Below are 13,145 nucleotides of genomic sequence, written 5' to 3'. Positions count from 1 at the left end.
AAACGGCAACCCTGTTGCCGTTTTTGATGTTTGTTCCCTCTCCCTGTGGGAGAGGGCCAGGGTGAGGGCATCAGACCGCACAATACAATTAAAGGTAAACCACCACCTCATCCCCCTCCGCTTTCACCACCACGCCCCACTCGCTTCCCGCATGTGAACCGCCCTTCACGCCGCTCACCTTCTGCACGTTGCGCAAGCAGACCGACCAGTTCCGCGCGTCGCCCGCGCCGGTAAAGGTCACGGTGTCGCCCTGACGAGATACCTTCAGCGTAAATACTACAGAACCGTCCGCCGCAGGCACTTCACTCACCGCCGTTGCGCCATCACTCAGGTTAAACAGCTGGAAAGCCGTCCCCTCGTTCCACGCGTAGTCCGGCTTCTGGTTATTGTTGCCCAGCGCCAGCAGCGTATTGTCGCGCACGTAGACCGGCAGGCTCATGAAATCATGCTGCTGCTTATGCCAGCGGCTGCCCTGGATTTCATCGTTGTGCCACAGGTGCGTCCAGCGTCCTTCCGGCAGGTAGAACTGCACGTCCCCCGCCTCTGAGAACACCGGTGCCACCATCATTGCATCCCCCAGCATATACTGGCGGTCGAGGTAATCACACGCCGGATCGTCCGGGAACTCCAGCATCATCGCCCGCAGCATCGGCGTGCCGAACTCGCGGGCCAGCGCCGCCTGACGATACAGATACGGCATCAGCTGACATTTCAGCTGCGTAAAGTGGCGAACCACGTCGCAGGACTCGTCATCGTACGCCCACGGTACGCGGTAGGATTTGCTGCCGTGTAAGCGGCTGTGGCTGGAGAACAGCCCGAATGCGCACCAGCGTTTGTAGACGTGCGCCGGGGCTGTGTTTTCGAACCCGCCGATATCGTGGCTCCAGAACCCGAAGCCGGAAAGGCCAATCGACAGCCCCCCGCGCAGGCTTTCGGCCATTGATTCGTAGTTGGCGTAGCAGTCGCCGCCCCAGTGAACCGGGAACTGCTGCGCCCCGACGGACGCGGAGCGGGCAAACAGCACCGCCTCTTCCTCGCCCACCGTCTCTTTCAGCACGTTCCACACCAGCTCGTTATAGATGAAGGCGTAGTGGTTGTGCATTTTCTGCGGATCGGACCCGTCAAACCACTGCACGTCCGTCGGGATACGCTCGCCGAAGTCGGTCTTGAAGCAGTCCACGCCGATATCCACCAGGCCCTTCAGCTTGTCGGCATACCACCGGCACGCGTCCGGGTTAGTAAAGTCATATATCGCCAGCCCCGGCTGCCATTTGTCCCACTGCCACACGCTGCCGTCCGGGCGCTTGAGCAGGTAGCCCTTCTCTTTCAGCTCCTGAAATACCGGTGACTTCTGGCCGATGTACGGGTTGATCCACACGCAGACCTTCAGCCCTTTCTCCTTCAGGCGGCGGATCATCCCTTCCGGGTCCGGGAAGGTCACCGGGTCCCACTCAAAATCACACCACTGGAAGGCCTTCATCCAGAAGCAGTCGAAGTGGAAGACGTGCAGCGGCAGGTCGCGCTCGGCCATGCCGTCGATAAAGCTGTTTACCGTCACTTCGTCGTAGTTGGTGGTGAACGAGGTAGTCAGCCACAGGCCGAACGACCACGCCGGCGGCAGCGCCGGACGCCCGGTGAAGCGGGTATAGCGGTTCAGCACCTCTTTCGGCGTCGGGCCGTCGATCACGAAGTACTCCAGGTATTCACCTTCGACGCTGAACTGCACTTTGGAGACTTTCTCCGAGCCAATTTCGAAGGAGACGTTTTCCGGATGATTGACCAGCACGCCGTAGCCGCGGTTGGTCAGGTAAAACGGGATATTTTTGTAGGACTGGTCGGTGCTGGTACCGCCGTCGCAGTTCCAGGTGTCGACCCGCTGGCCGTTGCGCACCAGGGCGGTAAAGCGCTCGCCCAGACCGTAAACCGTCTCCCCCACGCCCAGATCCAGACGTTCAAACACGTAATTGCGGTCGGTAGTGGCGTCCTGCACGTAGCCGTTGTTTTTCAGCTGGCTGCCGGTGATGCGCTGCCCGTCGCGCAGGAAATCCAGCGCCCAGAACTCGCCTTTGGTAACGCGCACGCTGACGTTGCCGCTTTTCAGCTCGGCAAACTCCGCGTTGTTTTCAATCTCAACATTCGCCTCTTTCAGCACGTTGAGCGGGTAATGCGGGCCTTTATCCTGCGCGCCCTGGAAGTGCTCGATGCGCACCCCAACAATCCCTTCCTGCGGTGCGAAAAGCCGGACGGTGAACATCAACGTATCGAGCTGCCAGGCGCGTTCCCGCACGTCGCGCGGCGCCACGTAGACCACCAGGTCGTTGCCCTGGCGCTCCACGTCGAACACCTGAACCGGATACGTCACGTTCAGCCCCGGTTGAATAAGCCAGTTTCCATCACTGATTTTCATACTTTCGTCCTCTTAGTTCTGTAATTCTTTGCTGACCGGCAGGTTTTCAAATTCCTGCTGGTTGCGGCGTGCGCCCTGCGCCAGCTCGCCCAGGATTTTGGTCAGGAAGGGAGTTTTCAGGGTGTAGTAGCGTTTGGCGATAATGGCGCTCAGCACGTAGCAGACCGCCGGGGCCAGGGTAAACAGGCCGATAATGATGCTGATGGTCGCGCTGTTCTGGGTTTTGGCTGCCGCGTCGTAGCCGCCGCCTGCCAGCATCCAGCCGATCATCGCTCCGCCCAGAGCCAGGCCGAGCTTCAGCACGAACAGCGTCCCCGCAAAGCTGATGCCGGTCAGACGCTTGCCGTTGGTCCATTCGCCGTAGTCGACGGTATCGGACATCATCACCCACTGAATCGGCGTCACCAGCTGGTGCAGGACGCCGATGACGAAGATAAAGGCGAACATCAGTACGGTGGCGTGCATCGGCACGAAGAACATCGCCACGCTAACCACCGCCAGCGCGGCGTTGGTCCACCAGAAGATGCTGACCTTGCACTTCCAGTCGGTGAGCGGTTTCGCCAGCGCGGAGCCAATCAGGTTGCCGACGCAGTAGGTGGTGAGGAACGCGACGAACACCTCCGGCGAACCCATGATCCAGGTGCAGTAGTACATCATCGCGCCGCCGCGCACGCAGACGGCGAGGATGTTGAGGATGGTGAGCACGCCAACGATGCGCCACTGGTCGTTGTGCCAGATGTCGCGCAGGTCTTCCCGCATGGAGGTAGTGCTCGGTGGCACCTGGATGCGCTCTTTGGTGGTGAAGAAACAAAACGCCAGCATCAGGAACGCGACCACCGACAGCACGGCGATCCCGCCCTGAAAGCCGAACGCCTTATCGTCGCCGCCAATCAGGTTCACCAGCGGCATCATCAGCACCGTGGAGAGCATGCCGCCCGCCGTCGCCAGCACAAAGCGCCAGGACTGAAGGGAGATACGCTGCGTCGGGTCGTTGGTGATCACGCCGCCGAGCGCGCAGTAGGGGATATTGACCACGGTATAGAGCAGGGTCAGCAGGGTGTAGGTAACGGCGGCGTAAACCATTTTACCGTTGAGGCTGAGATCCGGCGTAGTGTAGGCCAGCACGCAGACGATGCCAAAGGGGATCGCGCCGAACAAAATCCACGGACGGAACTTGCCCCAGCGGCTGCGGGTGCGGTCGGCAATCAGCCCCATGCACGGGTCGGAGATCGCATCCAGCGCGCGTGCCAGCAGGAACATGGTGCCGACAAACCCGGCGGGAATGCCGAAAATATCGGTGTAAAAAAACATCATATAAAGCATGACGTTATCGAAAATGATGTGGCTGGCGGCGTCTCCCATGCCGTAGCCAATCTTCTCTTTTACTGACAATACTTCGCTCATCTTTTCTATCCTTCACGCTGTAAGGGGCGCTGAGACCGGTTACAAAGTTTTAAACCATTGTTTCAGGAGCGGGTATTGCGTTTTCTGGTTAGCAGATTACGTTTCTTGTTTTTTGTGATCGCGGTAAATGTTGGGGAGCACGAGGGGCTAACATGAGGATTTTATTAAGAATTAACTGAAAGGGGGCCATTCAGGTCAAAAGAGAGGTGAAAAAAGTGTGTCGGGGTATGTGGTAAATGCCTGAAAGTAGCTATAATGCGCCCCGCCTCCATGTAGCAATGCAGGCGCGGAAGATCGTCATCTCCGGTGAGGTGGCTGGATTTCAAATCCAGTTGGGGACGCCAGCGTTCCCGGGCAGGTTCGACTCCTGTGATCTTCCGCCAAAGTTCAGTTAGACAAAACAAAATATTTAGCCCGCACCGATTATTAATCGTACTATTAACAAAATAAAACATTCTTCATATCTAATAATCTTTACGCAAAACTCGCCTATAATAAAATAATCAATCTGGAGTTAACAATGAATATCACTTTAGATTTTCAAACAGTTGCTGAATTTTTCCATGAAACTCTAATCAGAGCTTTTAATTTAAGAACTGAAGATTTTAGTATAACTGAAAATGGAGTACATCAATATACAATTAATGACCATACATTATCTTTTTCCATTTCTGACATTCAAAATATCGCCAATCATCTTTCAAGTTTTTCTTCTGCAGGTGGAACTGACATTTATAATTCTAATGAGTATGAGGTTGTAATTAGGAATGTTTCACGCATCCCTTTTTTAAACATGCGTGGTGGAGTTTTAGAAGAAAAAGTAGATCAAGTTAATAAACTTAAATATTTTATAGGGCCACTATCCCCAAAACATCTCATCGCTCTGCTTCAAAATATCAGTACGATTGGAGAGCCAATTTCTTTATTAAAACGAATCTCAAGATATCCATTAAGCCATAGAGCCTATAAATTAAGAGACGAAATCTCTAGTTTTTCAAATGCGATTGATTTGATAATGAAGCTTTTTAGCATGTTTTCATCATTACATATTGAATCACAGAACAACAAAACAATTAATGAATTCGAAAAATTTGCAGATTCATTTTTATTTGAAATAAGCTACAACCTTGATATTTCAATCATGCCACAAAGACACATTGAGGAACTTGTAAGGGTTGGAAGGATTATACGAGAGAGAAGATCCACATATGAAGAAATAGATGTACCAAGAAGACATTACATTAAAGATTTGGTACACCATTATCAAATGGGAGTATCTGCAGAGGATCCTTTTTTAGAATTCATATCTTTTTATCACGTTGCAGAGCATTTTTTTCAAACCGTTTATGAAGACGAAGTCATAAATCAGATAAAAGACAAAATTACTCATCCTAATTTCTCATATAAAAGAAAAAATGACATTAAAACTCTTATAGGAAGTGTTAAAAAACTAACTCGCACAAAAGAGGATGGGATTGGTGTCTCTGAAATAGATGCTTTGGAGTACACTATAAGAAAATTTGTTAATTTAGATGATTTAAAGAATAAAATACAATCATATGATAATGACACTTATTTATATTATATAAATAGTGAGGTACCATTTTCTTCCGGTCCTCAAATTAACTTTACAGATGAAGATGAAAATAAGACACTTAAATCAATCGTAAAAAGAATATACTATACTAGAAATGCCATTGTCCATAGCAAAGATGGAGAAAAAGGGAAATATTTACCTTTTTCACACGAAAAACAATTAGTTAAAGAAATCCCTTTGATTCGGTTTATTTCCGAATCAATTATAATAAAAAACTCAAAGGTTGTAGATAGCTAAAATATACATTATTGATGGAAACCAATTAAAGATTTACGCGTTTCCATCAATAGTTATAATTTCATTTCAAGTCGCTGCCTACAAGCTTCCTTCACCCACTTACTAAAATTCCCTTTCCCCGCCGCCTTCTCAATCTGCTCCAAAAGCTCATCCTCAAACCGGATGTTCTTCATCGTGCTCTTGGTACGGTCAAAGTTTGGTTTCTTTTTCTCTTGCATGGTAGGTACCACTTCGGTTAATTTATCTGCATGTGGTACCTACCACATGGATTCAGAATTCTGCAACGCCCAGCAGTGTTGGAGCACTAAAGGGCGTCTAACCTCACCAACTATCAAGGAGTTGATTATGGCTGATTCGCATTCTACCCCAGACACAGACCAATCCGGAACCGAGCGTTCGTTAATTGTGGGATACCGCCCGAATGTTTTCGACAAATCCACGCCGAAAATCATCCTTTCCGGCAAGTGGCTACGCGCGGCGGGTTTTGATACCGGACAGCAGGTCACGGTAAAGGTCATGAAGGGATGCATCGTTCTGGTGGCGTATAACGAGCAGGAGCAGAGGTTGCAGGATGATTATAAACGGACGAAGGCAAAGCTTATTGAGATAGAAAACGCGCTTGCAGCCATCCAAACTCCGCGTCCTGGAAAGCGCCTCGCAAAATCAAATACAAACCACCTGGCTTAGCGGCTGTTTCTGGCATACTACACGCTGGTAAGGTTAATTACTCGAAAGAGGGAGGCGACATGGCAGATCAAAACGTAATCCACTCTCCGGCTGGCGAATTTGTTATGTTTGCCAGCGATGATGGAACCGTTCGCATCACATGTCGCTTTGAACACGAAACGCTCTGGCTGTCGCAAGCAGCCATAGCGGCGCTTTATCAGGTCACTCCTCAAGCCATTACTCAGCATATTAAAGCGATTTACGAAGAGGGTGAGCTTGAACAAAAAGCAACTTGTAAGGCTTACTTACAAGTTCAGCAAGAAGGTCAGCGCAAGGTTAATCGCAACACACTTCACTATAGCCTGCCCGTCATTCTCGCCATCGGCTATCGCGTCCGCTCCACGCGAGGGACACAGTTCCGCCAGTGGGCCACCCAAACGCTGCAGGAATATCTGGTAAAAGGCTTCGTTATGGACGACGAGCGCCTGAAAAATCCACCTGTTGGATCATCCGCCGTACCTGACTATTTCGATGAAATGCTGGAACGCATTCGCGATATACGGGCCAGCGAACGCCGGGTTTATCTCCGCGTGAGGGAGATTTTTGCATTAGCCGCTGATTATCAGCCATCACTCAAAGAAACCACGCAATTCTTCCAGACCATCCAGAATAAACTGCATTTCGCCTGCACGGGCCTTACCGCTGCTGAGTTGATTCACCAACGCGCGGACGCCACGCAACCGCATATGGGGCTGACCAGCTATAAAGGCGAAGAAGTCCGTAAAATCGATGTCACCACTGCAAAAAATTATCTGTCTCAGGATGAGGTGAGCGAACTAAATCGTGTCGTTAATATGTGGCTCGACTTTGCTGAAGATCAGGCCAAACGCCGCAAGCAGGTATTTTTACGAGACTGGCAAACCAAGCTCGATCAGTTCCTGCAATTTAACGACCGGGACGTTTTAGAAGGCGCAGGCAAAATCAGCAAGAAAGCGGCTGATGAAAAGGCGTGCTCAGAATACATCGAGTATGAAAAGAAGCAGCGCCTGCTGAAAGAAGCCGAGGGTGAGAAAGATATTGTCGGCTTATTAAAATGGGATAAGCAGGCTAAGCGCTAATCCCGATTCAACCGCATATGCAACAGCGGAAACGGATTCCCCTGCCCGTCCACTTCTGAGCGCCCGACCTGCTCAAACCCCATATGGCGATAAAACGCGACGCCCTGCGGATTCTGCTCATTCACGTCCACCTCGTTCGCGCCAAACTCTGCGATGGCATATTGCAGCAGCAATTTCCCAACGCCCTTCCCGCGGCTCGCATCGTCAACAAACAGCATTTCAATGCGGTTTTCATCCACGCCTAAAAAGCCGTGAATAACGCCTGCGTCATCGCGAGCGATCACGACGGTGAGGTTTGGCAGATACGCGTTGAGCAATAGCGGGCGCAGCGCCGCAATATCGCTTTCCTGTAAAAAGTGATGGGTGGCGCGAACGGAGGATTCCCAGATGGTAACCAGACGTTCGAAGTGTGAGGGGTGTGCGGTTTCTATTTTCATGGGGGGATCATTATAGAGCGCTGAGATTAAATCAAGTTTCCCGAAGCATAGAGACTGTAAATTGAAAACCTTAAACGAAGTTATATCTTCCCGGACGTCAGAAAGTCGAGAGCGTATCAAGGAGATGGCAAGGGAGTTGATTCAGGAAACAGGTCAGCAGATAGAGCATGAAAAGCAAGAATCATCACCTGACATGGACAACAAAGAAACGAGTTAACCGTACATGGCAGTTGTTCGGGTAAACCGGACAACTGAGGAACAGTTAATATCACAGCGGCCTGTTCCCCCTCACCCTAACCCTCTCCCTCAAGGGAGAGGGGACTGTCCGTGCGGTTTCTGGCCAACACAGCGCATGTACCTATAGCGCTAAACCCTCACCTCCATCACCGCGTACACCCCATCCTTCGGCACCACCACGGTGACGTTTTCCACCGGCACGCCCGCCGCGATGTGGATATCCTGCAGCTGCTGTAACGACCTCGGGTGAATATCCTCCCAACCGATACCGCGCAGGACAAAATCAATCTGCGGGCTGCTGGTCAGCATGTTCGACACAATCACCGCCCCGCCTGGCTTTACCAGCCGCAGCGCGCGCTGGAGGAAAATTACCGCATCGGTATCGTTGAAGTATTCGAAAATCCCCAGCGCGTCGACCAGTTCGGCCTGATGCTCGCCCAGCTCCAGCAGTAAGTCCTCGTTACGCACCAGCGTATGGACCAGGTTGCGCCGGAGCAGGGTCAGCTGTTCGCCCACGACAATGCCCTCTTGAGCCGCCATGGTTTCGGCCCAACTGAGCGCCACGGGGTCTTTGTCCACCAGCGTGAGATACACTTGCTGGCCGTCGAGCTTTGCCTCGCGCAGCGCCTCCAGCACCGGAATGGCGGCCCCGCTCGCCAGGCTGACCCAGTTATTCTCGCTTTCATTATGAATGTACTTATCCACCAGCGCGGCCAGCACCCGGGCGCGGGAGCGCACGCCTACCGCATCGTTAGCGTGGATAAACCACTGACGGCTGTCGCTGTCCATTTTGGTTCCGTCGGGCAGGCGGTCTTCCAGCGGGTTTTGCACCACAAACAGCGCCAGCGCGGAGGGCACCAGCCGGGTTCGCCACGCGGTAAGCGCCGGACGGTTGCGAAAGGCCTGCTCGGAATAGCGGTTCTGTGGGACAAGCACGGCCTGTCCCCCCTCGTCGTACTCAACGCGCGGAGGCCGGAGCGCAGGCTCGGCCTTCAGCGCCCGGTCGAGGGCGGCGATCTCACGGGCAGCATCGTCTTTCATCGGCCACCGATCGCTGACGTCGGGAAATGACGCACTGAAAATCGTCATATTTGCCGGTGCATCGCCGCGAAATGGCTGCCAGTTCATGTCGTCTTCCCTCCGTTGGGCTTTTAACGGAAGTCTATCCAGGCGAGCCAGTAATACCCTACGAAGAAAGCACGAAATCGGGGCATTAGCTCTGCGACGTGCGCCATACCCCGGGCGTGCAGCCGTACTCGGTCTGGAAGTGACGGATAAAGTGCGCGCAGTCGCTAAAGCCCATCCGCCGCGCAATGTCCGTGACGCTTTGCTGCGAGTTCTTCAGCAGCCAGCAGGCGTAGCGCAGCCTGGCGCTGCGGATAAATTCCCGCGCCGTTTTGCCAAACTCGGCGTGAAACAGGCGGTTAAGCTGACGCTCGCTGAGCGCCACTTCGCTGGCCAGCCCGGCGGTGCTGAGCGGGCGCGTCAGATACTGCTCAATCATCATGACCGCACGGCGCAGGCGCGAGTCAGGGATCAGGGCTATGTTGGCAGGCCGGGGCGTGGCCGTCTCATGCGGCGTCAGGGAAAGGCGCTGGCAGGCACTATGGGCGATCTCACTGCCGGCGTGGGCGCGAATAAGCTCTGTCGCCAGGGTGATGGTTGAGATCCCGCCGGGGCAGGTCAGAACATCCCCCTCGTCAATAAAATCATAGCCTTGTTCGGCGTATACCTGCGGGAAGGCTTGGCGGAATCGCTCAAGGTGGAAAGGGTGAATCGATGCGCGTCGCTCGTTCAACAACCCCTCCTGCGCCAGCACAAAGCTGCCGGTGCCGATGCCAATCAGCGGGACCTTCATATGGTGGGCATGGGCGAGGTAGTCTCTGTCCCCCGGATAACCCTGCGAGAGGTACTCCAGCTCGCCGCCGATGGTCGCAATATAGTTAAACGTCTCCGGCGGCGCGTGCGGGGCATCGGGCCTGATGCTCACCCCGGAGCTGCTGGTAACAGGGTTATCAGGCTGCTCGCTGAGTAAACTGATTTTGAATGCTTTTTTCTTTTGGGCTTTGGTTGCGTATCGCAACGCTTCCAGCAGGCCGGACAAGGCTAGCAGTGAATACCGGGGCCACAGCAGTAACCCAATATGCAGCTGAGTTTCCGACGCAGATATACCTCCACCGGAAGAGTCAAAGAGAGTTTTCATTTTCTTGCCAAATTTGAATAAGAACAACATTATTGCAACACGTGGCTGCTATTTATATTCCTAAGATAATCCTTAAGCTCTAAATCAAGCATAAATGAAAACGACGGCTTTGATAACTTTTTACTAAATACGCTCATCCATTTTTTGAACTGCGGCATACATATGTCGGTAATGTTCCTAACGTGAAAATATAGTTATCATTTTGTTGTTCATTGATCCGAATATAAATACTTTTTCCGGGGTATACGAAGAACTGCGGCTCATATTTTTCAAGCCAGTTATCGGTAACATTATCGTCCGGGAATTTCATATGCCGTAAGGAAGTCAGTAAAAAGACATTATCCTTGCGCTCAACCTGAAAAAATATTTTCCGGTCAATATTTTTTGTCGGATCGCTATCAACGCTGCCATTCATACTGAGCGTCCCGCTGTTGCCGTCAAAGATGTAATTCAGCCACAGGGTGAGTTTCTCTTCGGGATGATGCTGTACCAGGTTCGCCTGACACGAAAAAGGCTGCACGTAATACCGGTGCCACAGGTAATAACCCGACAGCATTACCCCCACCAGCAGACATGCGGTGAACAGATACAGCAGCTGACGAAAACGGGTCATGCTAGCGCTCCTCAATAAAATAGTCAGAGATGCAGCGATTCGGCTCCTTCATCGATCTGTCACACCGAATCACGGACGCGCGCGGCAGCAGGGAGTACCAGCTGATGTACACCCACGGATAGCTCGTGCAGGCGTCCTTAAACGGCGTCACATATGCCAGGGCTTTCGACCGCTCGTCCTGGGTCTGAATATCCTGAGCCAGGTAGACGTGACACGCCCCGACCAAAGCAGTAAACCTATAGTCATCGATAAAACGGTTTTCACGCGCGCTGCTGTGAGTTGCGATGCTTGCTCCAACCAGCACCAGCAGCGCGATCAGCATGCCAGGAAGCCACCGGGAGCGATGCCCGGCTGCGCGGGTTACGGCTACCGGTTCCGCCGACAGCGGTGGCAGCGCGGCAGGCAAGGCCATGACGCGTGGCTCAGGCATATCTTCCTCAGGAAGCTCCGCTGCGCGGGGATGGGCGTCTTTGATCACGATTTGCGTATCGCTCGCCAGCGTTAACCCGATGCGCGGAATGGTGACGATGGGGTCAACCTCAAAACCAATCTTTTTCAGCCCCTTTCGCAGAATAGAGATGTTTTGATAATAAGTATTGGGCGAGACCAGCATACCGCGGCGCTGCCAGACAATATCCAGAAACTCCTGTTGCGTGACAATAGTTCCGGCTCTTTCTATTAATAACAACAGACATCGGCCTGCCGGAGAATTTAAAACCACAACCCGATCGGGGCTGGCGATATCCCTCAGCGTGCTGGTCGCGGGATGAAACTCAACCATATTATTGATGATGTAATGCTTATGCATAGCGTTGGTGAGTGTTCTCCGTTCAATTGCGCCGTTTTTCACGACGGCCTGTCAGTACACCGGCGAATGTAGAATACGTTCGCCACGTAACATAAGGATTAATGTGGCTGATAAAGATTATGCTGTATATATCAGCCATTGGCGAAAAATCTTATTTTCCTCTCTTCTCTCTGTCGCTTCACTGAAGCGTGAGACGCATTAAACGCCGCTCCGGCGCGCTCTGGCTAGCTGAATATCCTCTCTCTTAACTTTTCTGAAGTAGTGAAGGAACACGGTAGCAGACCAGGAGTAATCCGCCACGCTTGACATTGACAAAACCCTACAAAAACCATAATTGAACAGCGTGGACATGGACGTCTGAAATATACAGAACGGTTAACACTTAAGTTTTCTTAACTTCCTTTAATATCAATAAATAATGCTATTTTTGCCGATATTCACCCTGCGGTATCATCAGTATAAATCGATGATAACACTCGGAAATTGTTATCCTCCGTCAGCACTTCAGCCCCCGCACTGACGCTAACAGACACTTCCCTTACACAACATTTAACAAAGACAAAGATTAATAAAAAAAAGCGGTTATGATTATTTACAGGCAATAAAGAGGAGAAACATCAACAGAGGAACCGATCGACAGCGGTATCAAAAACGACAATTAATACAAATTAAGATTAATTCAGATTACCTCTTTTATGGCCGGCGTATAGTAGGCCTACTCCATGCATAGCGTGATGACTTCGAGAACTTAGACCAACCTTAATCGTATCGGTTTGTCTTATTATTATTATAAATCGAGGGACTAACATGGCGAATAAGAATGAAACACAACAACATTTACGCATCGCGTTAATGGGTGGCGACCATTATGCGCGAAAGGGCATCATCACAATATTAAGGAGCATTACGCCAGAATCTCAGATTGAAATGACAGCCGGGGATTTTCAGCAGCTTGATAACGTATTGTCGACTACGCCAATTGATATTCTCCTGTTATCAGGTTCTGACAAGTATCACACCGGATATGATTATCTTAATGGGTTGAAAAGAATCAAAGCGAAATATCCCGGCGTGATTGTTTGTATGTATTCCGCCCCTGCGCATTCATCGCAATGGATCAGAGGCGATATCGATGCCTATATCTCGCTGCATGAGTCGGTTTATTGCTGGCGGACGAAATTATTAAAAATGGTCGATAGCCGCTATCGCCCACAAAAGAAACCAACGGCGTTATCGCTGACGCCAGGAGAGTGGAGGGTCTTGAAGGAACTCAGGAACGGACTGGATATGAGTTACATCGCAGAAACAGAGAAGCTTTCATATCGCCGGGTAAGCGCTTTAAAAAACTCCGCGATACGAAAACTCGGGCTCAGGAATAAGACAGATTTGCTGGTCTTTTTAACCAGTTAGACCTGCCG

12 protein-coding genes and 1 tRNA gene are annotated in these 13,145 nt (G+C 51.4%); 5 read left to right on the top strand and 8 right to left on the bottom strand.

Features of this window, described 5'->3' with window-relative positions; all coding sequences use genetic code 11:
* Nucleotides 1-88: 88 nt before the first annotated feature.
* Together yicI and ACWHWP_RS00500 are read right to left on the bottom strand one after the other, a co-directional pair.
* Nucleotides 89-2,407, bottom strand: coding sequence for an alpha-xylosidase (gene yicI / locus ACWHWP_RS00505; protein WP_447854886.1), 2,319 nt, complete (start codon nt 2,405-2,407; stop codon nt 89-91).
* Nucleotides 2,408-2,419: 12 nt separating this feature from the next.
* A complete protein-coding gene (locus ACWHWP_RS00500; protein ID WP_059310318.1) occupies nt 2,420-3,811 on the bottom strand; it encodes a glycoside-pentoside-hexuronide family transporter in 1,392 nt (463 codons plus the stop codon).
* Nucleotides 3,812-4,099: 288 nt separating this feature from the next.
* On the opposite strand from ACWHWP_RS00500, the gene ACWHWP_RS00495 reads away from it, so the two are divergent.
* Both ACWHWP_RS00495 and ACWHWP_RS00490 read left to right on the top strand, forming a co-directional pair.
* Nucleotides 4,100-4,194, top strand: a tRNA-Sec gene (locus tag ACWHWP_RS00495).
* Between the two features lie 137 nt (nt 4,195-4,331).
* Complete coding sequence (locus tag ACWHWP_RS00490) at nt 4,332-5,645, top strand: hypothetical protein (RefSeq protein ID WP_063957944.1); 1,314 nt, start codon at nt 4,332-4,334, stop codon at nt 5,643-5,645.
* Nucleotides 5,646-5,698: 53 nt separating this feature from the next.
* Here ACWHWP_RS00490 and ACWHWP_RS00485 read toward each other — a convergent pair whose 3' ends face one another.
* Nucleotides 5,699-5,863 (bottom strand): YlcI/YnfO family protein, encoded by a 165-nt coding sequence (locus tag ACWHWP_RS00485; RefSeq protein WP_074170371.1) that lies wholly within the window; start codon nt 5,861-5,863, stop codon nt 5,699-5,701.
* Between the two features lie 127 nt (nt 5,864-5,990).
* On the opposite strand from ACWHWP_RS00485, the gene ACWHWP_RS00480 reads away from it, so the two are divergent.
* Nucleotides 5,991-6,332, top strand: a complete 342-nt coding sequence (locus tag ACWHWP_RS00480) for a SymE family type I addiction module toxin (protein ID WP_063957945.1) — start codon at nt 5,991-5,993, stop codon at nt 6,330-6,332.
* A gap of 59 nt (nt 6,333-6,391) precedes the next feature.
* Complete coding sequence (locus ACWHWP_RS00475) at nt 6,392-7,429, top strand: virulence RhuM family protein (RefSeq protein ID WP_063957946.1); 1,038 nt, start codon at nt 6,392-6,394, stop codon at nt 7,427-7,429.
* Here ACWHWP_RS00475 and ACWHWP_RS00470 read toward each other — a convergent pair.
* The 5 genes from ACWHWP_RS00470 to ACWHWP_RS00450 all read right to left on the bottom strand — a co-directional run bounded on the left by ACWHWP_RS00470 (nt 7,426) and on the right by ACWHWP_RS00450 (nt 11,727).
* Nucleotides 7,426-7,866 carry an acetyltransferase gene (locus ACWHWP_RS00470; RefSeq protein WP_063957947.1) on the bottom strand — a complete coding sequence of 147 codons (441 nt, stop codon included), beginning with the start codon at nt 7,864-7,866 and terminating at the stop codon, nt 7,426-7,428. The genes ACWHWP_RS00475 and ACWHWP_RS00470 overlap by 4 nt on opposite strands.
* 366 nt (nt 7,867-8,232) lie before the next feature.
* Nucleotides 8,233-9,231, bottom strand: coding sequence for a class I SAM-dependent methyltransferase (locus tag ACWHWP_RS00465; protein ID WP_447854885.1), 999 nt, complete (start codon nt 9,229-9,231; stop codon nt 8,233-8,235).
* Nucleotides 9,232-9,316: 85 nt separating this feature from the next.
* A complete protein-coding gene (locus ACWHWP_RS00460; protein ID WP_447856611.1) occupies nt 9,317-10,198 on the bottom strand; it encodes a GlxA family transcriptional regulator in 882 nt (293 codons plus the stop codon).
* 241 nt (nt 10,199-10,439) lie between these two features.
* A complete protein-coding gene (locus ACWHWP_RS00455; RefSeq protein ID WP_059310310.1) occupies nt 10,440-10,919 on the bottom strand; it encodes a hypothetical protein in 480 nt (159 codons plus the stop codon).
* A gap of 1 nt (nt 10,920) precedes the next feature.
* On the bottom strand, nt 10,921-11,727 hold the full coding sequence (locus ACWHWP_RS00450) for a winged helix-turn-helix domain-containing protein (protein WP_063957949.1): 807 nt from the start codon (nt 11,725-11,727) through the stop codon (nt 10,921-10,923).
* 807 nt (nt 11,728-12,534) lie between these two features.
* Between ACWHWP_RS00450 and ACWHWP_RS00445 the strand changes: the two genes are divergently transcribed.
* Complete coding sequence (locus ACWHWP_RS00445; RefSeq protein WP_059310308.1) at nt 12,535-13,137, top strand: DNA-binding response regulator; 603 nt, start codon at nt 12,535-12,537, stop codon at nt 13,135-13,137.
* Nucleotides 13,138-13,145 lie beyond the last annotated feature (8 nt).

This window comes from Enterobacter sp. WI-ESBL-E8, from assembly GCF_053364895.1.
This window is presented reverse-complemented; position numbering and strand designations above follow the sequence as displayed.